This window comes from Nonomuraea sp. SYSU D8015 (genome assembly GCF_008065375.1).
GTDB lineage: Bacteria > Actinomycetota > Actinomycetes > Streptosporangiales > Streptosporangiaceae > Nonomuraea.
In genome coordinates this window covers 123,165-149,917 of sequence record NZ_VJYI01000004.1, presented here as the reverse complement: position 1 = coordinate 149,917, position 26,753 = coordinate 123,165, and the positions used below count along the sequence as shown (strand labels likewise).

The 26,753-nt window shown below is 68.7% G+C and carries 28 protein-coding genes and 1 pseudogene; 16 read left to right on the top strand and 13 right to left on the bottom strand.

What is annotated here, in order from left to right; all coding sequences use genetic code 11:
• Window positions 1-8 precede the first annotated feature (8 nt).
• From ID574_RS61640 to ID574_RS59835, 4 genes and pseudogenes are all read left to right on the top strand, one after another.
• The gene (locus ID574_RS61640; protein WP_188190452.1) at window positions 9-815 is read left to right on the top strand and encodes an ABC transporter permease subunit; all 807 of its coding nucleotides are present in this window, start codon (window positions 9-11) and stop codon (window positions 813-815) included.
• Window positions 715-1,095 (top strand): annotated as a pseudogene (locus tag ID574_RS62835) (ABC transporter ATP-binding protein); the annotation flags it as partial. The gene ID574_RS61640 and the pseudogene ID574_RS62835, both read left to right, overlap by 101 nt.
• Before the next feature lie 145 nt (window positions 1,096-1,240).
• Complete coding sequence (locus tag ID574_RS59840) at window positions 1,241-1,696, top strand: ATP-binding cassette domain-containing protein (protein ID WP_223166885.1); 456 nt, start codon at window positions 1,241-1,243, stop codon at window positions 1,694-1,696.
• Window positions 1,689-2,063: an oligopeptide/dipeptide ABC transporter ATP-binding protein gene (locus ID574_RS59835; RefSeq protein WP_223166884.1), complete on the top strand. Its 375-nt coding sequence runs from the start codon at window positions 1,689-1,691 to the stop codon at window positions 2,061-2,063. The genes ID574_RS59840 and ID574_RS59835 overlap by 8 nt, the downstream gene beginning before the upstream one ends.
• On the opposite strand, the gene ID574_RS19960 is transcribed toward ID574_RS59835, so the two are convergent.
• Window positions 2,051-2,713: a DJ-1/PfpI family protein gene (locus ID574_RS19960; protein WP_188190451.1), complete on the bottom strand. Its 663-nt coding sequence runs from the start codon at window positions 2,711-2,713 to the stop codon at window positions 2,051-2,053. The two genes, ID574_RS59835 and ID574_RS19960, sit on opposite strands and share 13 nt — an antisense overlap.
• Before the next feature lie 53 nt (window positions 2,714-2,766).
• On the opposite strand from ID574_RS19960, the gene ID574_RS19955 reads away from it, so the two are divergent.
• The 3 genes from ID574_RS19955 to ID574_RS19945 all read left to right on the top strand — a co-directional run bounded on the left by ID574_RS19955 (window position 2,767) and on the right by ID574_RS19945 (window position 6,458).
• Window positions 2,767-4,302, top strand: coding sequence for a GMC family oxidoreductase (locus ID574_RS19955; RefSeq protein ID WP_188190450.1), 1,536 nt, complete (start codon window positions 2,767-2,769; stop codon window positions 4,300-4,302).
• Between the two features lie 196 nt (window positions 4,303-4,498).
• The gene (locus ID574_RS19950; protein WP_188190449.1) at window positions 4,499-5,914 is read left to right on the top strand and encodes an MFS transporter; all 1,416 of its coding nucleotides are present in this window, start codon (window positions 4,499-4,501) and stop codon (window positions 5,912-5,914) included.
• On the top strand, window positions 5,904-6,458 hold the full coding sequence (locus ID574_RS19945; protein ID WP_188190448.1) for a nuclear transport factor 2 family protein: 555 nt from the start codon (window positions 5,904-5,906) through the stop codon (window positions 6,456-6,458). Before ID574_RS19950 ends, ID574_RS19945 begins: the two co-directional genes overlap by 11 nt.
• Window positions 6,459-6,463: 5 nt before the next feature.
• Here ID574_RS19945 and ID574_RS19940 read toward each other — a convergent pair whose 3' ends face one another.
• The 5 genes from ID574_RS19940 to ID574_RS19920 form a co-directional block, all read right to left on the bottom strand.
• Window positions 6,464-7,117, bottom strand: coding sequence for a response regulator transcription factor (locus tag ID574_RS19940; RefSeq protein ID WP_188190447.1), 654 nt, complete (start codon window positions 7,115-7,117; stop codon window positions 6,464-6,466).
• Between the two features lie 30 nt (window positions 7,118-7,147).
• A complete protein-coding gene (locus ID574_RS19935) occupies window positions 7,148-8,440 on the bottom strand; it encodes an amidase (protein ID WP_223166883.1) in 1,293 nt (430 codons plus the stop codon).
• A complete protein-coding gene (locus ID574_RS19930; RefSeq protein WP_188190445.1) occupies window positions 8,437-8,706 on the bottom strand; it encodes a hypothetical protein in 270 nt (89 codons plus the stop codon). The genes ID574_RS19935 and ID574_RS19930 overlap by 4 nt, the downstream gene beginning before the upstream one ends.
• Before the next feature lie 37 nt (window positions 8,707-8,743).
• A complete protein-coding gene (locus tag ID574_RS19925) occupies window positions 8,744-9,259 on the bottom strand; it encodes a flavin reductase (RefSeq protein ID WP_188190444.1) in 516 nt (171 codons plus the stop codon).
• A 71-nt stretch (window positions 9,260-9,330) separates the two neighbouring features.
• Window positions 9,331-10,848, bottom strand: a complete 1,518-nt coding sequence (locus ID574_RS19920) for a PAS domain-containing sensor histidine kinase (protein ID WP_188190443.1) — start codon at window positions 10,846-10,848, stop codon at window positions 9,331-9,333.
• A gap of 204 nt (window positions 10,849-11,052) precedes the next feature.
• Between ID574_RS19920 and ID574_RS19915 the strand changes: the two genes are divergently transcribed.
• From ID574_RS19915 to ID574_RS19890, 6 genes are read left to right on the top strand one after another with little or no spacing between them, the layout of a single operon-like run.
• On the top strand, window positions 11,053-12,198 hold the full coding sequence (locus ID574_RS19915; protein ID WP_188190442.1) for an acyl-CoA dehydrogenase family protein: 1,146 nt from the start codon (window positions 11,053-11,055) through the stop codon (window positions 12,196-12,198).
• Between the two features lie 40 nt (window positions 12,199-12,238).
• The gene (locus tag ID574_RS19910) at window positions 12,239-12,610 is read left to right on the top strand and encodes a hypothetical protein (protein ID WP_188190441.1); all 372 of its coding nucleotides are present in this window, start codon (window positions 12,239-12,241) and stop codon (window positions 12,608-12,610) included.
• 4 nt (window positions 12,611-12,614) lie between these two features.
• Window positions 12,615-13,913 (top strand): aromatic ring-hydroxylating oxygenase subunit alpha, encoded by a 1,299-nt coding sequence (locus ID574_RS19905; protein WP_188190440.1) that lies wholly within the window; start codon window positions 12,615-12,617, stop codon window positions 13,911-13,913.
• The gene (locus ID574_RS19900; RefSeq protein ID WP_223166882.1) at window positions 13,906-14,430 is read left to right on the top strand and encodes an aromatic-ring-hydroxylating dioxygenase subunit beta; all 525 of its coding nucleotides are present in this window, start codon (window positions 13,906-13,908) and stop codon (window positions 14,428-14,430) included. The genes ID574_RS19905 and ID574_RS19900 overlap by 8 nt, the downstream gene beginning before the upstream one ends.
• Window positions 14,427-15,176 carry an SDR family NAD(P)-dependent oxidoreductase gene (locus ID574_RS19895; RefSeq protein WP_188190439.1) on the top strand — a complete coding sequence of 250 codons (750 nt, stop codon included), beginning with the start codon at window positions 14,427-14,429 and terminating at the stop codon, window positions 15,174-15,176. Before ID574_RS19900 ends, ID574_RS19895 begins: the two co-directional genes overlap by 4 nt.
• A gap of 40 nt (window positions 15,177-15,216) precedes the next feature.
• Window positions 15,217-16,167, top strand: coding sequence for a PDR/VanB family oxidoreductase (locus ID574_RS19890; protein WP_188190438.1), 951 nt, complete (start codon window positions 15,217-15,219; stop codon window positions 16,165-16,167).
• A gap of 170 nt (window positions 16,168-16,337) precedes the next feature.
• Here ID574_RS19890 and ID574_RS19885 read toward each other — a convergent pair whose 3' ends face one another.
• Window positions 16,338-17,786 (bottom strand): aldehyde dehydrogenase family protein, encoded by a 1,449-nt coding sequence (locus ID574_RS19885; protein WP_188190437.1) that lies wholly within the window; start codon window positions 17,784-17,786, stop codon window positions 16,338-16,340.
• Between the two features lie 74 nt (window positions 17,787-17,860).
• Entirely contained in the window at window positions 17,861-19,315 is a 1,455-nt protein-coding gene (locus tag ID574_RS19880) for a GMC family oxidoreductase (protein WP_442939314.1), read from the bottom strand.
• Window positions 19,316-19,709: 394 nt separating this feature from the next.
• Between ID574_RS19880 and ID574_RS19875 the strand changes: the two genes are divergently transcribed.
• The 3 genes from ID574_RS19875 to catC are packed head-to-tail and all read left to right on the top strand — an operon-like array spanning window position 19,710 to window position 22,006.
• Complete coding sequence (locus ID574_RS19875) at window positions 19,710-20,813, top strand: mandelate racemase/muconate lactonizing enzyme family protein (protein WP_188190435.1); 1,104 nt, start codon at window positions 19,710-19,712, stop codon at window positions 20,811-20,813.
• Window positions 20,814-20,854: 41 nt separating this feature from the next.
• Complete coding sequence (gene catA, locus ID574_RS19870; protein WP_188190434.1) at window positions 20,855-21,694, top strand: catechol 1,2-dioxygenase; 840 nt, start codon at window positions 20,855-20,857, stop codon at window positions 21,692-21,694.
• Between the two features lie 27 nt (window positions 21,695-21,721).
• Complete coding sequence (gene catC / locus ID574_RS19865; protein ID WP_188190433.1) at window positions 21,722-22,006, top strand: muconolactone Delta-isomerase; 285 nt, start codon at window positions 21,722-21,724, stop codon at window positions 22,004-22,006.
• Between the two features lie 235 nt (window positions 22,007-22,241).
• On the opposite strand, the gene ID574_RS19860 is transcribed toward catC, so the two are convergent.
• The 5 genes from ID574_RS19860 to ID574_RS19840 are packed head-to-tail and all read right to left on the bottom strand — an operon-like array spanning window position 22,242 to window position 26,745.
• A complete protein-coding gene (locus ID574_RS19860) occupies window positions 22,242-23,210 on the bottom strand; it encodes a GlxA family transcriptional regulator (protein WP_188190432.1) in 969 nt (322 codons plus the stop codon).
• Window positions 23,200-24,030 carry an ABC transporter ATP-binding protein gene (locus tag ID574_RS19855; protein ID WP_188190431.1) on the bottom strand — a complete coding sequence of 277 codons (831 nt, stop codon included), beginning with the start codon at window positions 24,028-24,030 and terminating at the stop codon, window positions 23,200-23,202. The genes ID574_RS19860 and ID574_RS19855 overlap by 11 nt, the downstream gene beginning before the upstream one ends.
• Window positions 24,027-25,091 (bottom strand): FecCD family ABC transporter permease, encoded by a 1,065-nt coding sequence (locus ID574_RS19850; RefSeq protein ID WP_223166881.1) that lies wholly within the window; start codon window positions 25,089-25,091, stop codon window positions 24,027-24,029. The genes ID574_RS19855 and ID574_RS19850 overlap by 4 nt, the downstream gene beginning before the upstream one ends.
• Entirely contained in the window at window positions 25,088-26,110 is a 1,023-nt protein-coding gene (locus tag ID574_RS19845) for an ABC transporter substrate-binding protein (protein WP_188190430.1), read from the bottom strand. Before ID574_RS19845 ends, ID574_RS19850 begins: the two co-directional genes overlap by 4 nt.
• Window positions 26,107-26,745: a DJ-1/PfpI family protein gene (locus ID574_RS19840; RefSeq protein ID WP_188190429.1), complete on the bottom strand. Its 639-nt coding sequence runs from the start codon at window positions 26,743-26,745 to the stop codon at window positions 26,107-26,109. Before ID574_RS19840 ends, ID574_RS19845 begins: the two co-directional genes overlap by 4 nt.
• Window positions 26,746-26,753: the final 8 nt, after the last annotated feature.

The following is a 26,753-nucleotide window of genomic DNA, read 5'->3' as shown; positions in this document are numbered from 1 at the left end:
TCGCGTTCGTGTTCGTGCTCGGGCCGGGGACACCGTCCCTGCTCGTGGCGTTCAGCGCGCCGGGATGGGTCGTCTACGCACGGATCATCCGTAGCGAGGTGCGCCGGGTACGCGAGCGGGACTACGTCTCGGCCAGTTACCGGCTCGGCCTGTCGCACGCCGCGGTACTGGTCAGGCACGTGCTGCCGAACGCCCTGCGCCAGTCGCTGGTCTACCTGGCCACGGACATGGGCATGGCCCTCCAGGGCATAGCGGTCCTGTCGTTCTTCGGACTGGGCGTCGAGGCGGGCACCCCCGAACTCGGGGCCATGGTGTCCGAGGCACAGGTGTTCCTGCGCAGCCACTGGTGGCTCGCGGCGTTTCCCCGGGCTGGTCATCGTCATCCTCGGATCGAGCGTCGCCGCCCTCGGCGATCGGTGGAACGAGATGGAGGAGCCGGAATGACGCTCCTCCAGGTGGACGAGTTGTACGTGACCGTGCACCGGCGTGGAAAGGCGCTGACGGTGCTCGACGGCGTCTCATTCACGGTCGCCGCCGGGCAGTGCCTGGGGATCGTCGGCGAGTCCCGGTCCGGGAAGTCGCTCTTGCTGCGTGCCACGATGGGGCTGCTGCATCGCCGACGTCGTGCGCCGTCGGCAGGGAGCCTCGCGTGCCGCCGCCCGCAGGCAGGCCGTCGAATTGCTGGCGGCCGTCGGCGTCCCCGATCCCGGCCTACGCTCGCGCGCCTACACTCACGAGCTGAGCAGCGGCATGCGGCAGCGGGTTGCGATCGCGCTGCCCCTCGCCGCAGACCCGGGCGTGCTGTTGGGCGATGAGCCGACGACCGCACTGGACGTCACCCTGCAGGCCGAGATCCTGCGGCTCCTCGACACGGCACGTGCGGAACGTGGTGTCGGTCTCGTCCTCGTCAGCCACGACGTGGCCGTGATCCGGCAGGTGGCCGACGTCGCGGCGGTCATGTACGCCGGGCAGATCGTCGAAGCGGGCCCGGCGGCCGACGTGCTGGAGCGGCCTCGGCACCCGTACACACGAGCCTTGATCAACGCTGTGCCCACGCTGGACGGACCGGCCGGCCCCTTCCTTCCGATACCGAGCGCGCCTCCCGACCGTCCGCTTACGCCCCCGCCTGCCGTTTCCTGGCGCGCCGTGCTCACCGGGAGGCGGCCTGCCACGGCGTCGTCCCCGGCATCGACGCGCTCGGCGTGGGGCACCGATCGTCGTGCGTCCACGAGGAGGCGAAGTGAGCGCGCTGGTGCGAGTGGAACGGCTCACCGTGACCTACCCCGTTCGGGAGGGAGTGGCCCGGCGCCGCGTCCGCGCCGTGGACGGAGTGGACCTGGAGCTGGCCCGGGGAGAGAGGCTCGGCCTGGTCGGGGAGAGCGGATGCGGGAAATCAACCCTCGGCCGCACGATCGTCGGCCTCACCAGGCCCAGTGCGGGCGGCGTGCTGCTCGACGGCGTTCCCGTGCCGCCGCGCCGGCCGCCCGCCATGCGTCGCCGCATCGAGATGATCTACCAGGATCCGGGCTCGTCGCTCGACCCCTGGCGCACGGTCGCGCAAACGCTGGCCGAGCCGCTGCGGCGGCTTCCGGCTGACCAGATCGCTCGCCGTACGCGCGAACTGCTGGAGATGGTGGGGCTGGGCGAAGAGCATTCGAGTGTCCGCCCCCGCGAGCTCTCCGGTGGCCATGAGTGAGCTGCGCGAACGGCTCGGGCTGACGGTGCTGTTCATCTCCCACGACCTGGCCGTGGTCCGGCGGCTGTGCGATCGGGTCACGGTGATGTACCTGGAGACACTCGTGGAGCAGGGGGCGGTGGCGGAGGTCTTCGCGCGTCCGGGGCACCCGTACACTCGCGCGCTGCTCGACGCGGTGCCCTCTGCTGACCGGCGCCGTCCGGGTGTCGTGGTCACGGGCGAGCCGCCCAGCCTGCTCCACGTCCCTTCCGGCTGTCGGTTCCACCCGCGCTGCCCAAGGGCGGACACCCGGTGCGGCTCCACCGCGCCGCCGGAGGCCGGGCAAGGCCTGCGGCGTGTCGTCTGTCACTTCCCCTATGAACGTTGAGCGGCCCGCTGCGCCCAGGGCGGACCGTAAGAGCCCGCCAGGTTGTCCCTCAGGAACCGCACCACCTCGGCTGGAGCCTTGTCCACCGAGCCCGTGTCGTGCGGAGGCTGGGGATCGTACTCGATTCCGAGCTGCACCGCTTGCGCGTACGCGGGACCCTGCAACCGGTCGCATATCTCCAGCGCCATGTCGATGCCCGACGACACGCCGGCCGCTGTCATGATCTTCCCGTCCTCGACCACACGGCGCGACACCGGCTCGGCGCCAAAACACCGGAGGCTCTCCAGTTCGTACCAGAATGTCGTGGCCTCACGCCCCTTCAGCAGGCCCGCGGCACCGAGCAGGAGCGAACCTGTGCATACCGACGTTGTCCAGACGCTGCTTTCGTGCACTCGCCGCAGCCACGACAGGACGGTCTCGTCGTCCAGGAACCGATAGGTGCTGCCGCCGGCGACCACGACCACGCCCGGCCGCTCCATACTGTCCAGCGGCTCGGCCACGAGGCCGAATCCCGGCTGGTCGGCAGCGACCATCCCCGGCGTCGCAGAGACGAACCGTACCTTGGCCTCCGGTAGGCGGCTCAGCACCTCGAACGGCCCGGTGACGTCCAGGGCGGTGAATCCCTCGTAGATGAGGATGGCGACGTCCACGCTCTGCAACTCCCTGTAGTTATTTTATCGTTCGATCGATTAAACTTTGTTCCATGATAAGCGCTACGGCCCCTTCACACCAGCGCGTGCGCGCGGACATCGCCGTCCTCGGCGGCGGCACGGCCGGAGCGGTCGTCGCCGGACGCCTCCTGGAGAGCACATCCCGGTCCATGATCGTGATCGAGGCGGGACCGGACTATGGTCCCGCCGACTCTGGCCGCTGGCCCCGCGAACTGCTCGACAGTGCGACCCTGCCGGACACGCACGACTGGGGATATCGTGGCCCGGGCGCCCTGCCCGGCAAGGAACTGCCGTTCGAGCGCGCCCGCGTCATCGGCGGCTGCTCTTCACACAACGGCTGCTCCCAGACCGTAGGACACGCCGCCGACTACCGTGAGTGGGGGCTCTCGTGGACCGACGAATCGCTCACCGCGCTGATGAAGGAAAGCGCGGCCAGGCTGCGCGTCCGCTCCTACTCGGACGACGAACTCACCCCGTTCCAGGCTGCGTCGATGCAAGCCATGATCGACTGCGGTGTCCCTCGAACGGATGACCTGAGCGATCTCTTCGGCGGCGTCGGCTGCGGCCCAGCGCCCGTGAACAATCCAGGCGGCGTGCGCTGGAACACCGGATTCGCCTACCTCGATCCGGTACGGGGCGAACGTCGGCTCCGCATCATCGACCGGGCGTTGGTCGACCGGTTGGAGTTCCGCGGCTCGACAGTCCACAGCGCGCACGTATCACGGGCACAGGAACAGCTCATCGTGGAAGCGGACTGGTTCGTGCTCTGCGGTGGCGCCTACGGGAGCCCTGAAGTGCTATTGCGCAGCGGCGTTGGCCCGGCCGACGAATTGCGCGCGCTCGGCGTGGACCCCTGCCTCGATCTACCAGGCGTCGGCCGCAACCTGCACGACCACCCCACCCTCGAACTGCGTTTCGCGGCGAGTGAGGAGTTGGCACGCCGGCTCGCCGAATACGAGCGGTTGCGGCCTGTGCCGGACGAGCAGGTCATCGGCAAAGCCCACTCCAGCGGCGGCAACAGCTCCTACGATCTCCACCTCCTTCCGTGGACGACCCGCACCGCCGACGGCTGGGCCTGCGTCCTCCCAGTCGCATGCCTCACCCCACGCTCCCGCGGCACCCTCCGGCTCACCTCCCCCGACTCCAGATCCAAGCCCGTCATCGACCACGCCTACCTGACGGACCCGGCAGGGGCCGACCTGGCGGCGCTGCGGGGTGGCATCGAATTGTGCCGCGGTATGGCGGCATCTCCGGCGCTGGCACCCCTGCTCGGGGCACCGCTGGATGAGCTCAGCGCTGATCCGCAGGCGAGCGAGGCCGTGATGCGCGCTTCGGCCGCCCACTACTGGCATCCGGTGGGCACCTGCGCCATCGGTGCCGATCCCGCCGAGGGCGCTGTGGTGGACGGCACCGGGAGGGTGCACGGCAGCGACAACCTCTGGGTCATCGACGCCTCGATCATGCCCGTGATCCCGCGAGCCACCACCAACCTGCCGGTCGTCGCACTCGCCGAACATCTCGTCCGCGCTCTCACTGATGAACAGATTTGCAGGACGATGTCCGCGTAAGCGAAATGATCGTAAGCGCCATAACCCCAGCCGTGGTAGGGGAATCCCTCAGCACAAGCATGGGAACTTCCAATAGAGGCAGCTCCGGGGCGATTCCTACCGTGATGTGGTCAGGGGCACACCGGAGCCGACGAGGGCTTCCTTGCCGGAATAGGCCGTCTGACGGACTGCGACCAACCTCCTGAAGGAGGACCTCATGACGGCTACCACTGCCTCCGGCGGGATCTCCCCGGCCCAGACTCGGCGCCTCGCGATCGGCGCCGGTGCCGGCACGTCGCTGGAGTTCTTCGACTTCTATATCTACACCGTCGCCTCAGCGCTGGTCTTCCCCAAGATCTTCTTCTCCGGTGACACCGACCCCTGGTTTGCCTCCTTCATGAGCCTGACGACCTACGCGCTGGGATACATCGTGGCGCCGCTGGGTGCGATCGTGATGGGCTGGGTAGGCGACAGGCACGGTCGCCGTCGGGCGATGCTGATCACGTTCTACCTGATGGGCGGCGCAACGGTGCTGATGGGCCTGCTCCCGACGTACGCATCGATCGGCGTCGCCGCCCCGGTCCTGCTCGTGGCATTGAGGATGGTGCACGGGTTCTCTCGCGGCGGCGAGCTCGGCGGCGCGTCCGTGCTGGCTGTCGAGCACGCTCCTCTGGCTATGCGGGCAGCGTTCGGCGCTTTCGTGGCACTCGGGTCGCCCCTCGGCGCGCTACTGGCAAACCTCGCGTTCGTGCTGGTCTTCTACTTGCCGGATTCGTTGATCACGAGCTGGGGCTGGCGCATCCCGTTCATCGCAGGAGCGCTGGTGCTGGTCCTGGGCATCTGGGCGCGGCGGGCGCTGGAGGAGTCCCCGGTCTTCAAGGAGCTGGCCGCGGGGAAGACCGAGGAGCGGATCGTCAAGGTTCCGGTGTGGCACGTGATTCGCGATAACTGGGGGCGGCTCCTGCTCGCGGCCGGCGCCAACATGGGCCTCAACGCGGTGATGTTCGTCCTGGCCGGATTCATGCTGTCCTACGCTGCGTCCCCGGCTCCCGAGGGCCTGGGACTCGAGATCAAGTCGATCCTCTGGTGCACGCTTCCCGGTCTTGCCCTGCACGCGGTCACGGTCGTGGTCGGCGCACGGCTCTCCGACCGTCTGGGGCGCAAGCCCGTCATGCTCACGGCTACGGTCATGATCCTCGCGTACATGCTCGCGCTGTTCCCCATCGCGCAGACCGGGTCTCTGGGCGCCTGGGCCGTGGCCATCGCCGGCGGATTCTTCCTGACCGGGTTCCTCTTCGGCCCCCTGATCACCTACCTCACGGAGCTGTTCACCCCAGAGCAGCGCCAGTCCGGGGCCGGGCTGGCCTACCAGCTCGGCGCGGTGCTCGGGGGTGGCCTCTCGCCCTCGATCGCCAACCGGATGATCGAGTGGACCGGCGATGCGGCCTCGGTCGGCTACTACCTTGCCACGGGGCTGGGCATCACCCTGCTCTGCCTCCTTCTCCTCCCCGAGACGGCTCCCGTGAAGACCGGCGCGCACAGCATGGCAACGGGCCCGGGCACCGGGCCTCACCACCGATTCGTGCTTTCCCGCAGGAGAGACCGCATGGAAGGAGGTCCCGTTGAGCGATGACCTCGCCACCCTGGTGCGCCGCCTGGAGGTGCTGGAGGCCGAGGCAGAGATTCGCCGCCTCCAGGCCCGCTACATGTTCCTCTGTGACACGCCGTGCCCCGAGTGGGGCATCACCGACGACCACCACCGCATCGAGCTGATCCTCGAGCTCTACGCGGCCGACGCCGTCTGGGAGGGCGTGGGCGACTACTACGACAACCAGTTCGGCCGGGCCGAAGGCAAGGACCAGATCCGTGCCCACTTCGAGCGGTTCTGGGGAGAGAAGCGGGATCCCGCTCTGCTGCTCAACGCGCACTATCTGACGTCCGAGCAGATCCACGTCAACGGCGATGAGGCGGATGGTCAGTGGATCCACATGCAACCCTGGCTCTACTCGGACGGAACCGCCCTGCTACGCTCCAGCCGGCTCAACAATGCGTTCCATCGCGCCGGCGGGCGATGGCTCATCACCCGGACCCGGACCGAGAACGTCTTCGTCGCTCCGCTTCCGAACGCGTTCGCCTCCGACTACGCGTCCTCCTCACTGCTGATGAAGCCCAGCTGAGCCGCTCAGACGTCCACCCGGTACTGAAGAAGGTCCCGCATCAGGGTGGCGAGGCTTTCCGACTCCGTCTTCGCCTTGATCCGGGCGCGGTGAACGTCGACGGTCTTGACGCTGGTGCCGAGCTCGCGTGCGATGAGCTGGCTGGGGAGACCACTGACGACCAGGCGCAGAACTTCGCGCTCGCGTGGGGTCAGCGTGGCCAGACGATCGCAGACGCTCTTGCGGCGCCTCTCCTCCTCAAAGCGCTGAGCGGCGACGACGAGCTGCTCCTGGACCACCTCGAGCATCTTCTGCGGCTCGTAAGGCTTCTCGAGGAAGTTGACAGCCCCCTGGCGAAGTGCCCGCACGGACATGGGAATGTCCCCGTGTGCCGAACAGAAGATGACAGGCGCGGGATAGCCGCGAGCGACGAGCTTCTCTTGCAGCTGGAAGCCACTCAGGCCAGGCATGCGTACGTCGACGATCAGCACACTGGGCTCGTCTGGGTCGAACTCGCTGAGGAACGTCGCCGCGTCCGGATAGATGAACGCCTCGATGCCGACGCTCTCGAGGAGGAACACGAGGGATCGCCGCAGGTCTTCGTCGTCATCGACGATGTGGACCACCGGAGCGGACACCTCGGGGCCCGGGCGGGAGGACGCCGAGTCGCGGGAGATCATGGCACAACGCTCCTGGGTTGAAAAGTTGCATTATCGGAGTTCGAGGGTGCGGTCGGCAAGGATCGGTTCGACCCAGCAGGCCACCTCGAGCAGCTCGTCCTCGCCCTCCGGCCGGCCGACGATCTGCAGGCCGAGCGGCAGTCCCTCGTCGTCGGTGAGGCCCGGCACCGTGACCACGGGCAGGCCGAGTGCCTGCCACGCGCGGCTCAGCACCGGGTCGCCGGTCGCGTCGAGGCCCAGGGGCGCCGGCCCGGTGGCCGCGGGGCCGAGCACGACGTCGTACGCCTCGAGCAGCTCGGCAACACGCCGTGCTGCCGTGGCGACGGTGCGCCGCGCAGTCGCGTAGTCCTGCGCCGAGATGCCGGCACCGGTACGGAGCAGCGTCGCCAGCGGATCGCTCAGCTGCGAGGCAACGGCCAACTCGTCGGCCCGCTCTCGTGCTGCCTCGTAGGCCATCACGACAGAGTGGGCCATGGTGGCCTCGGTAACCAGCTGTTCGTCGGGGAAGACGGCGACGGTGGCTCCGGCGGCGACGAGCTGGTTTGTCGCGCGCTCGACCCCATCGCGCATCGTCTCGCCGACGACCTGGAGCGGAGCCGCCGACCAGACGAGCACCCGGGGCAGACGCTTGCTCCCTCCCAGCCCGACGTCGGCGGCACCGGTGAGGGCCGACCACGCCACGGCAAGGTCCGAGGCGGAGGCGGCGAACACCCCATGGCTGTCCAGGCTGGGACTCAGCCCTGTGACGCCATCGACCGGGAGCCTGCCGTGACTCATCACGAGCGCAGCCACTCCACAGTAGGAGGCCGGCCGCGTGACGGAGCCGGCTGTCTGGGACCCGATGGCCAGCGGGACCTGTCCGGACGCGACTGCCGCGGCCGAGCCACTCGACGACCCGCCGGGGGTGTGGCCGAGCGCGGCGGGATTGCGCGTAGGCCCGGGCGAGAAATAGGCGAACTCCGTGGTGACGGTCTTGCCGATCGGGACCGCACCCGCTGACCGCCATGCCCCCACGATGGTCGCGTCCACCGTGGCCGGTGCTGCCGCAGCCCGCAGAGCCGAGCCACAGCGCGTCGGCAGCCCCACGACGTCGATGATGTCCTTGACCCCCAGGGGCACGCCACCCAGCGGACCGGAGGCGGCAGTCATGTCCGGCTCCACGCAGTGCTCGACCCACGCCAGCAACTCCGGATCGGTCTCGGCGATCCGGGCCTGGGCCCGCTCCAGCGCCGCGGCCGGCGATGTCAGCCCGCGTCGCAGCTCCGTGACGAGCTCGCGCAGCGACCACGAACGGTGCAGGCGGCGAGGGGCGACCCCGCTCACTCGTCCCCCCAGGCCGCGTCGGCCTGCCAATAGTCCATGCCGCCGGCACTGACGGCATGACGCCATGGGGAGGTACGCCGCAGCTGGGGCTCGATCCGTGCAGTGACCTCGTCTGCCGCGTCCGGGCCGTCCGCGGGCGCTTCCCAGTGCACCCAGTTCACTTCACGGCCATCCGCGTCGTGGACGAACAGGTCAACGTGCCGCCAGCCGTAGCCGTGGGTGTCGTTGTAACACATGAGCGTGGTGCGAAGGTGCTGCTGGTCCATCTCGTCCCTAGTGCCTTCTCGTACGGTACGGCGTTGGTCACGTGCTCGCTGCAACCGGCGCGAGCTGGTGGAACCTGCGTTGAAAGTAGAGCAGCGCCCCCGTCTCTTCGCGCACGGACACGTGGTCGACCTCGACGAAGAGCACGGTGTGCGTGCCCCTTGTGAACTCCGCGCCGACCGGGCCGATGACGACGACGGCGGCATCCGGAAGTACGGGCAGGCCGTGGGTGTCGTGGTCCCACATCGGTAAGGCGAACCGCTCGGCCATCGGCACGGTCGTCGCCCCTGCGAACTGCATGGCGAGTTCCTCGTGCTGCGGTCCAAGGACGTTGATGGCCACCCGACGGTTGGTCCGGAAGATGTCGTGGGTGTAGCTGGCCTGGTTGACGCAGACCAACAGCGTGGGAGGCGTGTCGGTCACCGAACAGACCGCGCTCACGGTGATGCCGGCGCGTCCGCTGACTCCGTCAGTGGTGACGACATTGACGGCGGCTGAGAGATTCGCCATCGCGGTACGGAACTCTCGCTGGGTGCTCGTCAGCTCATCGGACATGCCATCGACGCTAGGCCCGCCGACGTCCGGCGGGGTATCGAGAGTTACACCGCGCCACCTGAGGATTTCCCCTACGCCGAAGGCTGGTCTGCGAGCGGCAACGCGAAGCCGAAACGCGATCCCCCGGTCTGGCGACGCTCAGCCCAGATGCTTCCGTGCTGCCGGCTGATGATGCGGTGGCTCAACGCCAGCCCGATGCCACTACCACCCTCCTTGCTGGTGAAGGACTCGGCGAACGGGTCCCGGGAGAAACCGCGGCCACGGTCATCGACCGTCACGACCCCTGTGCCTTCGTTCACGCGGGTGGTCAGGGTGACGTGTCGTACCTCCTGTCGGCAGGCAGCCATCTCGTCGATCGCGTTGAAGCAGAGGTTCATCACCACCTGGCCGGTCAGGACGCGCTCGCAGCGGACGAGAACCGGTTCCGCGGCGAGACGGACTTCCACTGTCACCGCACTGGATGCCGCCCTGAGGCGGATGAAGTAGAGGCAGTCGCTCACGACATCATTCAGGTCGACGACCTGCTCGACGTGTTCGAGATGACCCACGAACGACCGTAGGGCGCTGACGATTGCCGTCGCCCGATCGATCTGCCGGGCGGCACTCTCGAGCCCGTAACCGACCTGGTCGGCGACGGGCACCGGCAGCTCACCGGTGCCGACCATCAAGGCCGTGCGGGCTCGGATGCCGGCGATGAAATTGCCAGCTGCGGCAAGCGGCTGGCCGAGCTCGTGGGCGATGGCCATGGCCATGTCGCCCATGGCGTTGTAGCGCGCCAGGTAGTTCTCGTGCCGCAGCTCCAGCTCCCGGCGAGCCTCGCCGCGTACCCGCTCGGACACATCGTGCAGGATCATGAGGTAGGCGTCGATCTCTTGTTCCCGGAGCCTCTCCAGGCTTCCTTCCAGCCAGGTCGTGTGCTGCTCGTCGCTGAAGAGCTCGAGCTGGACCGGTCCGATCGGGTCGGCTCCGGTGGCAACCTCGGACCAGCTCACCGGCCGCCCTCCCAGCCGCAGTTGCGCGTAGGCGGTCAGGGGGCGGCCCATGGGTGGATCGTCGTCGGCCGTGAGACCGATGTAGGTCAGGGCACTGTCGGTCGCGAACCGTACTGCTCCGTCGGCATCGAGCATGAAGGCCACCGTCGAGGTGTGCCTGGCGAGCGCGTCGACGTACGAGGTCGTCAGACGCAGCTCCCGTTCGACCTGCTGCTCACGCTCGATGTCGCGGAACTGCACCATCACGGCCGGGCCCTGCGCCAGCTCCACGCGCACCGCGAGTGCGTCGGTGGGAATGATCCGCCCGGACTTCGACCGATAGTGCCACTCGATCCGGCTGGAGCCCCGCTCCACCGCGTCCTGCAGCCATGCCCGGCCGATCACGCGGTCGTACTGCTGAGCAGAGCTGCTCATGTCGTTGGCCTTCAGTGGCCGGATCTCGGCGAGGCTGAACTCGAGCATCTCACAGGCCGCCGGATTGGCCCACAGGATGTTCTTCGTCCGCGCGTCGTGGATCAGCACGCACATGTGCAAGGCGTTCATCATCGCGACGAAGTCGGTGGTGACGAGTTCCGGCGCGATCGGGTCGACCTGCATTCCTCCACCCTAGGAGCCGCCGCCCGTGACGGGCGGTCGCCGGCGACTCGACGACTAAAGAAATCCCCTACGTGACCGGGAGGGAATCCCCCCACCCGGCAGGCAATGACCAATTGGCGGCCCTCGATGCGATCCCTAGCGTCAGAGGGCACGAGGTCGCATCTGATCGCCACCTCGCCGGACCCGATCATGGAGGAGCAGTCGATGGTCCAGACCCAGGAGAGCCGGCCAGTGACCGCGTCGCTGGAGGACGTGCTGGCCGAGCTTCTCAAGCGGCGCCAGGAGTTTCGGGACCAGCGTTTCGTGTCCAAGGACTTCATCGATCGCCTCAAACAGGCCGGCATCTATCGGGCCGCGACACCCCGGCGGTTCGGCGGGGACCCGCTGCCGCCGGCAGAGTTCCTTCGGCGCATCGAGCGGATCTCCGAGGTGGACGGCTCCACCGGGTGGGTCGCCAGCTTCGGTTCCGCCCACGTCTACCTCGCGGCCTTGCCGCTGGAGACCCAGGCCGAGCTGTACGCCGACGGCCCGGACGTCTGCTTCGCCGGTGCGCTCTTCCCGGTGCAGCGCGCAGAACCCACTGAGTCCGGGTTCCTGGTCAACGGACGCTGGAAGTTCGCCAGCGGCTGCATGGGTGCCGACGTCCTGGGGGTCGGCATCCCCGGTGACGACTCGACGGCCGGCAAGCCGCGCACCGCGCTGCTGCGGCCCGAGCAGGTCGAGATCGTCCAGGAGTGGGACGTCGTCGGCATGAAGGGCACCGGCTCCTTCGACCTCGTCGTCGACCACGTCGAGATCCCCTACGCGTGGACGTTCATCCGAGGTGGGGAAGCGACCGTTGACGAGCCGCTCTACCGCTATCCCACGATCGCCTACGCCGCACAGGTGCTCGCCGTGGTGGGTGCAGGAGTCGCCCGGGCCGCCCTCTACTTCGCCACCGAGGTCGGTAGCGGGCGAACCGGGGTCACCGGGGCACCGAAGCTTGCAGACCGCTCCTACTACCGCACCGGCCTGGCAGAGGCAGAGGCGACGCTGCGCTCGGCGAGGGCCTACTTCTACGAGGTCACGCACGACACGTGGGAGACCGTGTCGGCCGGCGATCCCGCCACCGCACAGCAGAACGCTCACCTGCGACTTTCGTCGGCCCATCTCGCCAGGACGGCCGCCGAGGTGGTCAATCGTGTCATCCACCTCTCCGGCACCGGCGCCATCGCCACTGACCACCCCCTGCAGTGGCTGCTGGGCGACGCGCTGGTCCCCCAGCAGCACGCCTTCCTCAGCCCCGCCATGTACGACGCCGCCGGCGCCGTCCTGATGGACCAGCCCCCGACCGTCCCGGGCTTCCAGTGAGTCTCCCCCACTGCTGCGACCGTCCCCAGGAGATCCGTCCATGAACACCCCAACGCTGCGCGTGTTGTTCTGCATCGGCATCAACCAGAACTTCTTCGACCTGCCCGAGGGCGGTGTCACCGCCGGCGACGTCTGGACCGCCTTCGTCGCGCTGATGGACGGCATCAAGGGCCTCCCCGGCGTCGACTTCATCGGAGACATCGACGACGACTCGCACATGGTCGGTCCGTCCGACGGCTGGCCCTGGACCTGCTATCTGCTCTGCGATGTCGACAGCCAGGAGACCGTCAAGCAGGTGTGCAATTTCCTCCGCACCATCCCGGTCGGCGGAAGTGACTGGAAGCTGTGGAAGTACGCCAAGATCGAGGCGCGCATCGGTCGCGCTCTCACCCCGCGCGAGTACAAGGACTGACCCGATGGCTACCGAGTTCACAGCAGAGACAATCTACGACCTACCCCCCTCCGACCTGGTCCTCCCCGACCGTGTCGCCGGCCGGATGTACACGGACCCGGCGATCTTCGAGCTGGAGATGACGAAGATCTTCGAGCGCACCTGGGTCTGGGTCGCCCACGAGTCGGAGCTGCCGCGAGGTGGCAGCTTCAAGTCCACTTTCGTGGGCCGGCAGCCGGTCATCGTGACCAAGGACCGCAAGGGCAACATCCACACGATGGTGAACAGATGCCGCCACCGCGGAGCATCCCTGTGCGAGAAGCGCAGCGGCCATGTCAACGGCTTCACCTGCCCCTACCACGCCTGGTCGTACGGGCTCGACGGGCAGCTGCGCGGGATCCCGTACCCCGACGCCTACGAGGGCGTGATGGACAAGTCGGCCCTGAGCCTGAAGAAGCTTCGCACGGAGTCCTACGGCGGCATGATCTTCGCCACGTTCAACGAGGACGCCGGGCCGCTGGAGGACTTCCTCGGTGACGTCAGGCTGTGGATCGACCGGTTCATGGCACAGGGCGGGGGCTACCCCATCAAGGTGATCGGCACCCACCGCTTCAAGTTCAAGGGCAACTGGAAGATCCAGCTCGAGAACACCACAGACGGCTACCACTTCCCGATCGTGCACCGCTCGTGGATGGCCTCGGTCGACGCCGAGACCGCGGAGATGATGTCGTTCATGACCGATCCGACCGCTCTCACGCACGATCTGGGCAACGGTCACTCCGTCATGCAGATGGTCCCCGAACACTCCGACCTGAACGACGACGACGGCAGCGAGCCGCTACAGCCGCGGTTCGATGGCCTGGCCGCGGAGCTCAAGGCACAGGGTCTGAACGACGCGGCGATCCGCAAGCTGGTCCGGGCCGTGCACGGGACGGGCTTCAACCTGAACCTGTTCCCGAACGTGTCGATGTCCAGCTCGTTCTTCCGGGTGCTACGACCCGTCAGTGTCGACGAGACGCACATCGAGCACGTCGCGCTCGGCCCGGACGGCCCGGCGGAGATCGTCGATCCGGTCAACCGGACGCGGTTGCGCGCCCACGAGCACTTCCAGGGCCCGTTCGGCTTCGGCACGCCTGACGACTCCGAGGGCTGGGACCGCGTCCAGCGGGGCGCCCAGGGCGCCCCAGAGATGCCGATCATGGTCAACCGCGGCCTGGCGCGCGAGAAGGCCTCCCCCGAGGGCTGGCCCACCAGCCACGTCACCGACGAGACCGGCATGCGTGCGGCCTACGACCAGTGGAAGCAGATGATGAGCGATGACTGAGGCCCCCACCAACACGGCGAGCTCCATGCTGTCGCTGACCGACCCCCGGGTGGTCCGGGCGATCGAGCTGATCTGGCGCGAGGCGGCCCTGCTCGATGCCAAGGAGTACGAGGACTGGCAGGCACTGTACGCCGAGGACGGCATCTACGTGATCCCCATCGACCGCGCTGCCGAGTCCTTCGACGACGTACTCAACATGGTCTACGACGACGCCCGCATGCGGCAGTTGCGCGTGGCCCGCATGACCGAGGGCTACGCGATCGCCGCCGTGGACGCCGCGACCACTGTCCGCAACGTCTCGCGCTTCGTCCTCGCATCGGTTTCGGACCAGGAGGTGGCCCTCAAGGCAGGACAGATCCTCGTCGCTTACAAGCGTGGGCGGCACGACCTGTGGGCCGGAGACGTCGACTACGTCGTGCGGCTGGGCGCGACGCCGTACGAGGACCGGCTCGTCCGCAAGGTCGTCCGCCTCATCGACGCGGACGACGCCGTGCCCGCCGCAGGGTTCCTGCTGTGAACAGCGACGCCCCCGTCGCCGTCGTCACGGGCGGCGCCACCGGACTCGGCGAGCAGATCGTCCGGCGGCTCCATGCCGGCGGCCACCGGATCGCCATCAGCGACATCGACGCATCTGCCGCCGGCACGCTCGCGGCAGAGCTCACCACCCGAGGGCCCGAAGCACGGGCGTACACGGTCGACGTGAGTGACCGGTCGGCCGTCGAGGCACTGCTCGGCCAGGTGCTCGCCGACTTCGGTGAGGTCCAGGTCCTGGTCAACAACGCCGCGCGCACCCAGGCACGGAAGCTCCTGGAGATCACCCCGGAGGAGCTCGACGAGGTCATGCGGGTCAACTTCAACGGGACGTTCCACGCCTGCCAGATCTTCGGGGCCCACATGGCCGCCGCGGGCTACGGCCGGATCATCAACATGGCCTCGCTCGCCGGGCAGAACGGAGGAACCGCGACCGGCGGCCACTACGCCTCGTCCAAGGGCGCGATCATGTCGGCCACCAAGGTCTTCGCACGCGAACTCGCCGCACAGGGCGTGACCGTCAACGCCGTGTCCCCCGGCCCCCAGGACAGTCCCATGGTCCGGCAGATCGTCGGCGAGGAGAACCTCGATGCCATGGCCGCCGGCATCCCCGTCAGACGTCTCGGCAGCATGGAATTCATCGCCGAGATGGTCGCGCTGCTCGCCTCGCCGGGGGCGGCCTCCGTCACCGGCGCCTGCTGGGACGCCAACGGCGGCCTCTACATGCGCTGATCGCCTGGTCGTCCCCCTCGTCCACCACCTGGAGGCCTCGATGACGAACATCCTCTTCCGCGTCGTCGAAATCGTCGATGAGACTCCTGACATCCGTGCGTTGCGCCTGGTCCGGCAGGACGGCCAGCGCCTGAAGCCGTACCAGGCGGGTGCGCACATCGACGTGGTCGGGCCGACCGGGCTCCTGCGGCAGTACTCGCTGTGCAGCCCGCCCGACGACCCGGCTTCGATTCTGATCGCGGTCAAACGGGAAGCGGAGTCACGCGGCGGATCCGCGGCCCTCCACGAGGTGCGGGTGGGCGATCATCTGAAGGTCAGTAGGCCGCGCAACCTGCTCTCCATCGCAGACGGGGCGGATCAGCACGTACTCGTCGCCGGCGGCATCGGCGTCACGCCCCTGCTCTCGATGGCCTACGAGCTCTACGCGTGCGGCGCCGACTTCCAGCTGCACTACTTCGCGCGATCGCGGAGCGAGGCAGCTTTCGTGGACCTGCTGGAGGAGCGGGTGGAGTTCCGCGACCGTGTGCGCCTGCACTTCGGCGTACCCCGTGCCGCGCAACCGGCGCTGTTCCTCGAACTCGCCGCGTCGCTGACGCCGGCGACCCATGTCTACACCTGCGGACCCGACGGGTTCATGGCCCAGGTCATCGCCGCCTTCGCGCCGGCCGTCGGCGACGAGCGGGTCCATGTCGAGCACTTCGTGGCCGCCGAGGTGGACACCTCCAGCGACCGGCCGTTCACCGTGGAGCTCGACACCGGCGAGATCTTCGACGTCCCCGCCGACCGGTCGATCCTCGCGGTCCTCGAGGAGAACGGCATCGAGGTCTTCAAGTCGTGCGAGGAAGGCATCTGCGGCTCCTGCGTATCCGGAGTGCTCGAGGGTACGCCCGACCACCGCGACAGCTGCCTCACCGCAGCAGACCGGGAGCATCAGATGGCCCTGTGCGTCTCGCGCGCGCTCAGCGACAAGCTCGTCATCGAGCTCTACTGAGGCCCCTGCCCCACGGGTGCCGCGGACGTCCATCCGGACGTCCGCGGCACTGTCATGTCGGATGATCATGAACCCTCAATCCAGGCGGAAGCGCAGTGAGGCGGCCCCCACGAGCCCCCGGTGCCGCCTCACTCGGAACGCCAGGTCAGCCGTGGCAGATGCGTCGTCGGTCAGAGCACGACGGTGACCGTCTTCGCCTCGGTGTTGGCGAGGATCCCCTCATAACCGAGTTCGCGACCGATGCCACTCGCCTTGACGCCGCCCCAGGGCAGCTGAGGGCCGAGCGGGGACCAGCCGTTGACGCCCACGGCTCCCGCCTGCAGAGCAGCGGAAGCGGCGTGCGCGCGGCCGAGGTCGCGGGTCCACACCGTGGCGGCGAGGCCGTAGTCGTTGTCATTTGCCATCGCCAGGACTTCGGCGTCGTCGTCGAAGGGGATCACCGTGCCGACCGGGCCGAAGATCTCCTCACGTGCGATCGTCATGTCGTTGCTGCCCGCGAAGACCGTGGGCTGCACGAAGAAGCCGGGTCTGTCCGGCGCTGCGCCGCCCGTGACCAGGGTGGCACCGTCGGCGCGTCCCTTCTCGATGTAGCTGAGGACCCGGTCGCGTTGCGCGGCGTTGACCAGCGGCCCCAGGGTGGTCGCCTCATCGAATGGGTCGCCCACCACCTGGGCTTCCGCCGCACCCTTGAGCCCTTCGACGACCGCGTCGTAGACGGCACGATGAGCGAAGATGCGCGTGCCCGCGGCACACGTTTCACCTTGGTTGAAGAACACCCCCATGGCCAAGCCCAGAATCGCCGCTTCGAGGTCGGCATCGTCGAAGACGATCTGCGGAGACTTGCCGCCGAGCTCGAGCGTGGTCCGTTTGAAGTTCGTGGCCGAGTTGCGCAGGACCCGCCGACCGACCTCGGTCGAGCCGGTGAACGAGATCTTGTGGACGCCGGGGTGCAGCGACAGCGCCTCACCCACCACCGGACCGTGGCCGGGCAGGACCTGGACGGTGCCCGGCGGAAAGCCGGCCTCCTCGACGAGCGACGCCAGGTGAAGAATCGAGAGCGAGGCGTCCTCGGCGGGTTTGACGATCACGGTGTTGCCACAGGCCAGGGCCGGGGCGAGCTTCCAGCCGAGGATCATCAGCGGGGCGTTCCACGGGATGATCGCCGCGACCACGCCGACCGGCTCACGACGCGTGTAGGTGTGGGTCGCAGCCCCGAAGTAGTCGTAACTGGCGATCGACTCTCCGTTGATCTTGTCCGCCCAGCCCGCGTAGTAGCGCAGGGACGCGATGAAATTCGAAACGAGCACCATTCCGATGCCGACTGGCCGGCCCATGTCGAGCGACTCGAGCATGGCAACTGTCTCGATGTCTCGCTCGACCAGGTCGGCCAGCTTGTACAGCAGAGCCCCCTTCTCCGACGGGGGGACCGCCATCCATGCGCCGTGGAGCGTCTCCGTGGCCGTGGCCACAGCCGCGTCGACATCCTCGGCACCGGCTGCGGCGATCTCGGCCAGCGGCGCACCGGTGGCAGGGTTCAGCGTGGCGAAGGTGCCTCCACCCCCGCTGGTCCAGCCACTGGCGGTGAAGAGGTCGGTGTGGAATTTCGGTACGTCGAGCATGGGTTCTCCTGATTGCGAAAAGGATCCTGGGCAGCTGCCCGTGGGTCTGGAGGGAGGGGCCTATCCCGTGACGATCAGCCGAGGATGAGGTCCGCCGCGCGCTCGGCGATCATCGCGGTCGGTGCGTTGGTGTTGCCGGTGGTGATGGACGGCATCACCGAGGCGTCCGCGATCATCAGGCCGTCGACAGCGAGGGCCTTGAGCTCAGGTGTCACGACCGCGCCCTCATCCACGCCCATCCGACAGGTGCCGACCTGGTGGTGGTAGGTGTTCACCGCACGGCGAACCCAGCGAGCGAGCGCCTCGTCGCTGCTGTCGACGTCAGGTCCCGGCAGCACCTCGTAGGCTCCCCACTCCTCGGCCAGCGGCGCCTGCCGACCCACCTCGCGGCACTGCCGCACCGATGTGACCAGCGTGGCGAGGTCCTGATCGTCGGTGAACAGACCGAAGTCGATGACCGGTTCGGCGGTCGGGTCGACGCTGCTGACCGTCAGCGACCCGGTGCTCTTCGGGCGGACGAGGCCGGCGTGCAGCGTGAATCCGGAAGGCGGGCCGGTCATCTCGAGGTCGTAGGAGAAGGGGATGCTGAAGTTGATGGGCTGGGTGTCAGGCACCGGCAGCGACGGGTCGCTCTTCCAGAACCAGTGTGTCTGCGTGATCGGCTGGAACGGCTGGGGCGGCGTGATCTCGCGCCTCTCCGTGCCGAAGATGACGGGCACGAGGAAGTGGTCCTGCAGATTCGCCCCCACACCGGGCACATCCGCCACCACCTCGATGCCGAGGGCTTCGAGGTCTGCGGCCGGTCCGATACCGCTGCGCAGCAGAACACCAGGCGATGCCAGCGCCCCTGCACACAGGATCACCAGCCCCGCTGACAGTGTCCGCGGCTCGCCGTCCTGCTCGATGACGCGGACACCCGTCACACGCCCGCCTTTGACCACGAGCCGGTCGACCAGAGTCTGCGTGTGAACGGTGAGTTTGGCGTGGTCGAGCACGGGGCACACGTACGCCGCCCACGTCGAGAGCCTCTTGCCGTCGCGAAGGTTGAGCTGCATACGCGAGACGCCCTCGAGCTCACCATCGTTGTAGTCCTTGTTCAGGGGCAGACCCCAGGCAACGGCGGCGTCGAGGATCGCCTCTTGGATCGGCGACAGCTCGGGTTGGACGCGATCAAGGAAGCCCTCGCCCGTGACGATGTCGCGCTCGATCCGCTCGAACAGCGGCGCGACGCCGGCCCAGTCCCAACCGGTGTTGCCGCGGGCGGCCCACTGATCGTAGTCCCACGGGGAGCCGTGCACCCAGATGGTGCCGTTGAGCTGGTTGGACCCGCCGACGACCTTGCCACGCGGGACGTGGAGCCTCCTGCCGAGGGCGTTCGACTGGGGGGCACTGAACCAGCCCCAGTCCTCCGGTCCGAGCCAGAGCTCTCCCACCCGTGAGAGGTCGTGGATGGCGGGGTTGGTGTCAGGACCTCCGGCTTCGACGAGCGCCACGCTCAGGCCTGCGTCCAGGAGCCGGCGGGTCAGCACGGAGCCAGCGGTACCTGCTCCAAGGATAAGGACATCGGTGTTCACAAGCCGACTCCTTGACGAGAGGGGACGCCCGAGAGATGCGCCGGTGTGCGCTCGATCACGCTAGGAGCGCGACCGCAGGCTCTCCAGTGGGAGGAGTCCGTACGCATCTGAAGATTTCCCCAATACCGCGGGCCGGGCCGCTGAGGCTGCTGCGTTCTGCCCGATCGTGAGGACACCGGGCTCGCTCACTCCGTAGGGGATTCCCGCATGCGACTGGGGGTGACCTCCAATGGCCGCCCTACCCGCTCATTCCTAGCGTGGCAGGACATGAGCAGGACTATGACAGCGCACCTCGGCGCGACCCAGGATATGGTCCCCCCGAGCGGCAGCACGGCGTGAGGCTCCCCCAATGAAGATCACCCGGGTGGAGGCGATTCCTTACGCGATCCCCTACGCCAAGCCGCTCCGCTTCGCCAGCGGTGAGGTCACCGTCGCCGAGCACGTACTCGTCCGTGTGCACACCAACGAGGGCGTCGTCGGCGTCGCAGACGCGCCACCGCGCCCGTTCACCTACGGGGAGACCCAGGCCGGAGTGGTGGCCGTGATCGAGCAGCTCTTCGCCCCCCAGGTCGTCGGCGCCAGCCTGCTCGAGCGCGAGGTGATCATCAACCGGCTCGACCGCACCGTCGGCAACCCCGTGGCCAAGTCCGCGGTCGACATGGCCGTGTGGGACGCCCTGGGCCGCACGCTCGGTCTGCGGGTGACTGACCTGCTCGGCGGCTACACCGACCGCATGCGCGTGTCGCACATGCTCGGCTTCGACGAGCCGGCCGCCATGGTCGCCGAGGCCGAACGGATGCGGGCGGTCCACGGGATCACCACCTTCAAGGTGAAGGTCGGCCGCCGGCCGTTCCAGCTCGACACCGCGGTCGTGCGCGCCCTGCGTGAAGGGCTCGGCGACGAGGTCGAGCTGTACGTCGACGGCAACCGCGGCTGGTCGCCGGCGGAGTCCGCCCGCGCCTTGCACGAGATGGCCGATCTCGGCCTGCTATTCGCCGAGGAGCTGTGCTCCGCCGACGACGTGCTCGGACGTCGCTGGCTGGTCGGCCAGTGCAACCTCCCGTTCATCGCAGACGAGTCCGCCGTCACCCCGGCCGACGTCACCCGCGAGATCCTCGGCGGTGCCGCCACCGCGGTCAGCATCAAGACCGCCCGCACCGGTTTCACCTACTCCCAGCGCGTCCACCACCTCGCAGAGGGCCTGGGCATCGAGGTGGTCATGGGCAACCAGATCGACGGCCAACTCGGCTCCGTATGCACCGTCGCCTTCGGCGCGGCGTACCGCCTCACCTCGCAGCGCGCCGGAGAGCTCTCGAACTTCCTCGACATGAGCGACGACCTGCTCACCGAGCCCCTGGAGATCCGCGACGGCCATCTCACCGTCCGCCCAGGACCGGGCCTCGGGGTCGAGATCCACCCCGACAAGCTCGCCCGCTACCGCACAGACCGCTGAACCCATGAACTCGAAAGCGACCGAACCTACAAGGAGCAAGAATGACCGAGACCGCCAGCGCGGCCGCTTCTGGTGCGTCTGCCACCGAACGCTTCCGCACCGACAAGGCCGTGACTGCCGCCTCTCCCAAGGAGCGTGTCGACCTGCTGGCACGCGAGGTGATCGACGCCCTGCACGCCACCGTGCGCAAGCACAAGGTCACCTATGACGAGTACAACGCGCTGAAGGCCTGGCTGATCAACGTCGGCGACGACGGCGAGTGGCCACTCTTCCTCGACGTCTGGGTCGAGCACGTCATCGAGGAGGTCGCGACCGAACACCGTCAGGGCAGCAAGGGCACCATCGAAGGCCCCTACTACGTTCCTGGAGCCCCCGACCAGGGCGCCACCGGAACCGTCCCGATGCGCGACGAGGAGGCCGGCACCCCACTGACCTGGACCGGACGGGTCACCTCCACCGACGGCAGCGCGCTCGCCGGCGCCAAGGTCGAGGTCTGGCACGCGGACTCCGACGGCTTCTACTCCCGGTTCGCCCCGGGCCTTCCCGAGTGGAACCTGCGGGCGACCTTCACCACCGACGACTCCGGAGCCTTCGAGATCCACACGATCAAGCCCGCGCCGTACCAGATCCCCACCGACGGCGCCTGCGGCAAGCTGATCGCGGCCGCCGGCTGGCACGCCTGGCGGCCTGCGCACATCCACGTCAAAGTCTCTGCGCCTGGCCACGAGCTGCTCACCGCACAGCTGTACTTCCCCGGTGACGAGCACAACGACGATGACATCGCCTCGGCGGTGAAGCCGGAGCTGATGCTCAACCCCACGCCGTCCGGTGACGGCGAGACCGTGGAGTACGGGTTCGTGCTCGATCCGGTCCGCGACTGACCGCACACCGGAGAAAGAAACTCACCCATGCTGTTCCACGCCCGGATGGACGTCCACATTCCCCACGACTTAGACCCCGAGGCCCGCGCGGCGATCGTCGCGCGGGAGAAGGCCTACGCCCAAGAGCTTCAACGCTCCGGCAAGTGGCCGCACCTTTGGCGCATTGTGGGCGAGTACTCCAACATCTCCATCTTCGACGTCGACACCACCGACGAGCTGCACGACCTGATCTCAGGCCTCCCGCTGTTCCCCTACATGGAGATCAAGGTAACCCCGCTCGCCAAGCATCCGTCCGACATACACGTGGAATGACGCACCTCGTAGCCCGGGGCCGGATACGCGCTGGCACGACGTCGGAAACTCACAGGATATTTCTTATCTCGGCTTCCGTATCCCCGCCCCCAGAACTACAACGTAGTTCTGCCTCCAGGTGTAATTATCGGCGTACTCCTTGACGTGCAGATCATGAGGGCCGCCCAGGCGGTCTGGTCCGGGGCTGGGGAGCCGTGGAAGCTTGCGAGCTCATCGATACGCCTCGCCGGGCTCGTCAGTCGCGCGGCCGGAAGGACTGCCGGTAGCGGTGCGGGCTGGTGCGCAGCTCGCGGTCGAAATGCGCGCGCAGAGCGCTGGCCGAACCGTGGCCGCTGCGGTGGGCGACGGCGGGGATGGGCAGGTCGGTGGTCTCCAGCAGATGCCGCGCCAGCAGGAGGCGCTGGTGGGCGAGCCAGGCCAGCGGCGTGGTGCCGGTCTGTTCCTGGAAGCGGCGCGACAGGGTACGGACGCTGAGGTTGGCGTGCCGGGCGATGTCGGCGAGGGTGAGCGGTTCGGCCGCGTGGTCGCGCATCCAGGCGAGAGTGGCTGCCAGACTGCCGTCCGCGGCGACGACCGGCGGCAGGGGGATGAACTGAGCCTGATCGCCGTCGCGGCCAGGTGCCATGACGGCGGCGCGAGCGGCACCTGCCGCTACCGCTGCGCCGAAGTCGCGGTGCACGAGATGCAGGCACAAGTCGAGGCCTGCGGCTACGCCGGCCGAGGTGAACAGGTGCCCGTCGCCGAGGAAGAGAGGCTTGGCGTCGACGTGCACGTCGGGATGGCGGCGGGCCAACTCATCCGCCGCCGCCCAGTGGGTGGTGACGCGCCTGCCGGACAGCAGGCCGGCCTGCGCGAGCACGAACGCACCTGTGCAGATGGACACGATCCGCGCTCCCCGGTCCGCGGCCTCGCGCAGCAGGACGAGCACCGCTTCGGGGGCCGGCCGGGTGGTGGTGACGCCTGGCACCACGATGGTGTCGGCCTCTTCGGCGGCGTCCAGCCCGTTGGGAGCTTCGATGCGGTAGTAGCCGACCCCGCCGGCGGTGGCGTTCACCGACGACGCGACACCGCAGACGCGCACCTGGTAGGGGTAGCTGCCATCGGCCAGGCGGGTGGTGCCGAAGACCTGACAGGGGATGACTAGGTCGAAGCCGACCACGCCGTCGAGGGCGAGGACGGCGACGATGTGCGGATCAGCGGGCATCGCTCAGCAGGGCCTCGGCACGGCGTCGGCAGCTCCAGTGGCATCGCCCGTCCGGGCACACGCAACGCGGCCGGAGGGCGAACCCAGGCCGGCCACCGACGTCGTGCACCGTGGCCTCCACCTCGAACACCTCGCCGATCGTGGATGGAGTCAGCACCTCGGCGGCCGGGCCGTGCGCCACCAGTTTCCCGCCCCGCAGCACGGCGACGGCGTCGGCGTACGCGGCGGCCAGGTCGAGGCTGTGCAGGGCGGCGAGCACGGTGACGTCCAGGTCGCGGACCAGTTCGAGGAGGTCGAGCTGGTGGCGCACGTCCAGGTGATTGGTCGGTTCGTCGAGGACGAGCACGCGTGGCCGGCCTGCAAGGGCGCGGGCGAGCAGAACTCGCTGGCGCTCACCGCCGGAAAGCTGCCCGACGCGGCGCTGGGCATAAGCCGTCAGGCCGGTACGGTCGAGCGCCTCCGCGACGGCATCCCGGTCCTCGTGGGTGAACCGGTCAAAGAAGCCGAGGTGCGCGGTGCGGCCCAGGCCCACCATCTCGGCGACGGTGAACTCGAAGCCGGTGTGCTGCTCCTGCATGAGCACGCCCACGCTTCTCGCGGCCTGCGCGGCGGGCATGGACCACAGATCGCGGCCGTCCAGGCGCACCGTGCCTGCGTACGGGCGGTGGGCTCGGTAGACGGTGCGCAGGAGGGTGGACTTGCCGCTGCCGTTCGGCCCGACGAGCGCCGTGAACTGCCCGGAGGGAACGGCCAGCGACACATCCTCGATCACGTCCCGGCCGCTGAGCGTGACGGACACCGCGTCGATGTCGAGTCTCATGGCGTCTCCTGACCGGCCAGCCCGCGGGCCCGCATGACGAGGAGGAAGCACGGCACCCCGAGGAATGCGGTCAGCACCCCGATGGGCAGCTCGGTGGGAGAGACGAGTGTCCGCGCGGCGACGTCGGCCCAGAGCAGGAAGAGTGCGCCGAGCACCACCGTGATCGGCAACATTCGCCGGTGATCGGCGCCGACCAGCATCCGGGCCAGGTGCGGAACGATCAACCCCACAAAGCCGATGCCGCCGGACACGGCGACGACCGTACCGGTCAGCAGTGTGACGAGGAGGAGCAGATACCAGCGTTGCCGGCTGGCGTTGAGGCCGAGTGCGGCGCCGGCCTCCTCCCCCAGCACCAGGGCGTTGAGCCGGCGTGCCCGTACCAGCAGCAGTGCGGTTGCCGCGCCCACCACGGCGGCGGGGATGGGCAAGGTGGCCCAGCTCGCACCGGACAGCCCGCCGAGAAGCCAGAAGATGATCTGCTGCTGCGCGGCTGAGCTTTCGGTAAGGGCCAGCACATACGAGGTGATTCCGGCGAACAGGTGCCCGAAGGCCACGCCGACCAGGATGAGCCGTACCGGCAGCAGTCGGCCTTGCCGGCTGGCTAGCGCCAGCACGATGCCCATCGCGGCGCTCGCGCCGGCGAAGGCGGCCAGCGGCAAGGTCAGCGCGCCCAGCACGGACGCGCCTGTCGTCAGCACCAGGACGGCACCGACGGAGGCGCCGTGGGACAGACCCAGCAGGTACGGATCGGCGACCGGATTGCGGACCACACCCTGCACCACGGCGCCCGCCACGGCCAAGCCGGCGCCGGCCACCGCGCTGAGCAACACCCGCGGAAAGCGGATCCGCCAGACGATGAGGTCGGCGGTGGCCGCGCTGTCGCCGCCACCGGTCAGGCGGTGGGCGAGGATGCCGGCGACCTCACCTGACGGCACGGCGACCGCCCCGAGCCCGGTGGCCAACACCACGGAGACGGTCAGCCCCACCCCCAGCACGGCGAGCAGAGCCGGGTACGGCACCGCGGCGGCGCGAAGAGGCAGCTTGTGGACGAGGGCGGTCACGAACTGCCCGCATGCAGGTCGGCGGCGAGCTGCTCCAGCGCGTCGACGTTCAGCGGGCTGGGGAACGATACCAGGTACTGCGACGTCGAGAAGACCTTCCCCTGCTTGACGGCGGTGGTTCCGGCCAGCAACGGGTTGCGCTTCACCTCGTCGACCAGTTCCCGCCCCTTCGTCTTGGCGAAGGGGTAGTCGCTGATCACCCAGATCGCCTGCGGATCCCGCTCGACCACCTGCTCCGGGGAGACGTCGGCGTGCATCGAGCTGACGTCGGCGAAGAGGCTCTGGCCGCCCGCCAGCGTGAGGAGGGCGTGGGCGAGCGTGCCGCTGCCGGAGGTCTTGATCGGCTGTCCGGCGACCGGGTTGTCCTGCACCATCAGCACGCGTGGCTTGGCGCCCTGGATCTTGGCCGCGACGGCCTCCTGACGGGCGCGCAGCTCGTTGACGAGCTTCTGTGCGCGGTCCTGGACGCCGAACACGGTGCCGAGCTTGCGAATGAAGTCGTACGCAGGCTCCAGGTCGGTCAAGGCCGGGCTCGGGGCGCCGTCACGCATGGCCCTGCCGCCGCCTGGCAGGCAGGCGGCCAGCCCTTTCACATTCATGGTCGCCAGGTCGGCTTCCTTCGGGCTGCCGGGCGGGCCGCCGAACACAGAAAAGCCGGTCAGGACCAGGTCGGGCCGCTGGGCGGCGACGACCTCGGTGACCAGCACTCCCTTGCCCAGCACGGGGATCTTGGCCAGCTCCTCCTTGTAGGGCGAGGCGTCCACCGTGAAGGGGGCGGGATAGCCGGTGCCGACGATCTTGCCGGTCAGGCCGAGCCTGGCCATCGTCTGGGCGGCGTACCCGTCGAGCGTCACCACCTTGGCAGGCACCTGAGTAAAGGTGACGTCTTTACCGGCGCAGTCCTCGACCACGACCGGCCTGCTGGTGGCCGCGACCGGTGCCGCCGCTGGTGCGTCGCCACAGCCTGCCGCCGCCAACGGCAGCACCGCGACCAGGCACAGCACCAGGCGCCGCATCATCGATCTTCTCCCGGCGCGGCCGGCACGGGCGGCTGGACGCCGGCGCGCCATAGGGGCTCGCGGCGCTCGTACTCCAGGATGCTCTGCAGCAGCGCGGTCGCATCCGCGCCCCGATAACGCTCAACGAGCCACAGCGCCAGGTCCAGCCCCGACGTGATGCCGCCGGCCGTCACAAGGTCGCCGTCGTCGACCACCCTGGCGTCCACATGCCGGCCACCGGCCGCCACCAGGTCGGCGACCGCGCGATGGTGCGTGGTGCAGGCCCGGCCTGCCAGCAATCCGGCCGCGGCCAGCAGCAGAGCACCGGTACACACCGACGCGAGCACCAGGCCCGGCCGGGCTGCGGCCGCCAGCGCCGCGGGCAGCCGCCCGGACGCCAGTTCCGTGGAGACTCCGCTGTTCTCGCCGTTCGCGAACCCGCCCCCGGCCACGATAAGCACGTCGGCTTCTTGCGGCGCCCAGCCGGCGGCTGGCAGTAGCAGCCCGCCCCGGGTGGTCACCGTCCGCGGCCCATCGAGGGACACCAGTCGCACCGTGACGCCCAGGTCGGCGCGGCCGGCAAGGCGCAGCACCTCAAAGGGGCCCACAACGTCGAGGTCGTCCGCACCGTCGAAGACGACAATGTCGACACGCATTCAGCCTC

What these genes read in the sequence shown, in the direction of transcription:
- ID574_RS19940 (WP_188190447.1), bottom strand. Translation starts at nt 7,117, where the DNA reads ATGATCTCCCGCGACTCGGCGTCCTCCCGCCCGGGCCCCGAGGTGTCC.
- ID574_RS19920 (WP_188190443.1), bottom strand. Translation starts at nt 10,848, where the DNA reads ATGCAGGTCGACCCGATCGCGCCGGAACTCGTCACCACCGACTTCGTC.
- ID574_RS19900 (WP_223166882.1), top strand. Translation starts at nt 13,906, where the DNA reads ATGACTGAGGCCCCCACCAACACGGCGAGCTCCATGCTGTCGCTGACC.
- ID574_RS19855 (WP_188190431.1), bottom strand. Translation starts at nt 24,030, where the DNA reads ATGAGACTCGACATCGACGCGGTGTCCGTCACGCTCAGCGGCCGGGAC.
- ID574_RS19955 (WP_188190450.1), top strand. Translation starts at nt 2,767, where the DNA reads ATGATAAGCGCTACGGCCCCTTCACACCAGCGCGTGCGCGCGGACATC.
- ID574_RS19950 (WP_188190449.1), top strand. Translation starts at nt 4,499, where the DNA reads ATGACGGCTACCACTGCCTCCGGCGGGATCTCCCCGGCCCAGACTCGG.
- ID574_RS19890 (WP_188190438.1), top strand. Translation starts at nt 15,217, where the DNA reads ATGACGAACATCCTCTTCCGCGTCGTCGAAATCGTCGATGAGACTCCT.
- catA (WP_188190434.1), top strand. Translation starts at nt 20,855, where the DNA reads ATGACCGAGACCGCCAGCGCGGCCGCTTCTGGTGCGTCTGCCACCGAA.
- ID574_RS19845 (WP_188190430.1), bottom strand. Translation starts at nt 26,110, where the DNA reads ATGATGCGGCGCCTGGTGCTGTGCCTGGTCGCGGTGCTGCCGTTGGCG.
- ID574_RS19905 (WP_188190440.1), top strand. Translation starts at nt 12,615, where the DNA reads ATGGCTACCGAGTTCACAGCAGAGACAATCTACGACCTACCCCCCTCC.
- ID574_RS59835 (WP_223166884.1), top strand. Translation starts at nt 1,689, where the DNA reads ATGAGTGAGCTGCGCGAACGGCTCGGGCTGACGGTGCTGTTCATCTCC.
- ID574_RS19875 (WP_188190435.1), top strand. Translation starts at nt 19,710, where the DNA reads ATGAAGATCACCCGGGTGGAGGCGATTCCTTACGCGATCCCCTACGCC.
- ID574_RS19910 (WP_188190441.1), top strand. Translation starts at nt 12,239, where the DNA reads ATGAACACCCCAACGCTGCGCGTGTTGTTCTGCATCGGCATCAACCAG.
- ID574_RS19930 (WP_188190445.1), bottom strand. Translation starts at nt 8,706, where the DNA reads ATGGACCAGCAGCACCTTCGCACCACGCTCATGTGTTACAACGACACC.
- catC (WP_188190433.1), top strand. Translation starts at nt 21,722, where the DNA reads ATGCTGTTCCACGCCCGGATGGACGTCCACATTCCCCACGACTTAGAC.
- ID574_RS19915 (WP_188190442.1), top strand. Translation starts at nt 11,053, where the DNA reads ATGGTCCAGACCCAGGAGAGCCGGCCAGTGACCGCGTCGCTGGAGGAC.
- ID574_RS19840 (WP_188190429.1), bottom strand. Translation starts at nt 26,745, where the DNA reads ATGCGTGTCGACATTGTCGTCTTCGACGGTGCGGACGACCTCGACGTT.
- ID574_RS19860 (WP_188190432.1), bottom strand. Translation starts at nt 23,210, where the DNA reads ATGCCCGCTGATCCGCACATCGTCGCCGTCCTCGCCCTCGACGGCGTG.
- ID574_RS19925 (WP_188190444.1), bottom strand. Translation starts at nt 9,259, where the DNA reads ATGTCCGATGAGCTGACGAGCACCCAGCGAGAGTTCCGTACCGCGATG.
- ID574_RS19885 (WP_188190437.1), bottom strand. Translation starts at nt 17,786, where the DNA reads ATGCTCGACGTACCGAAATTCCACACCGACCTCTTCACCGCCAGTGGC.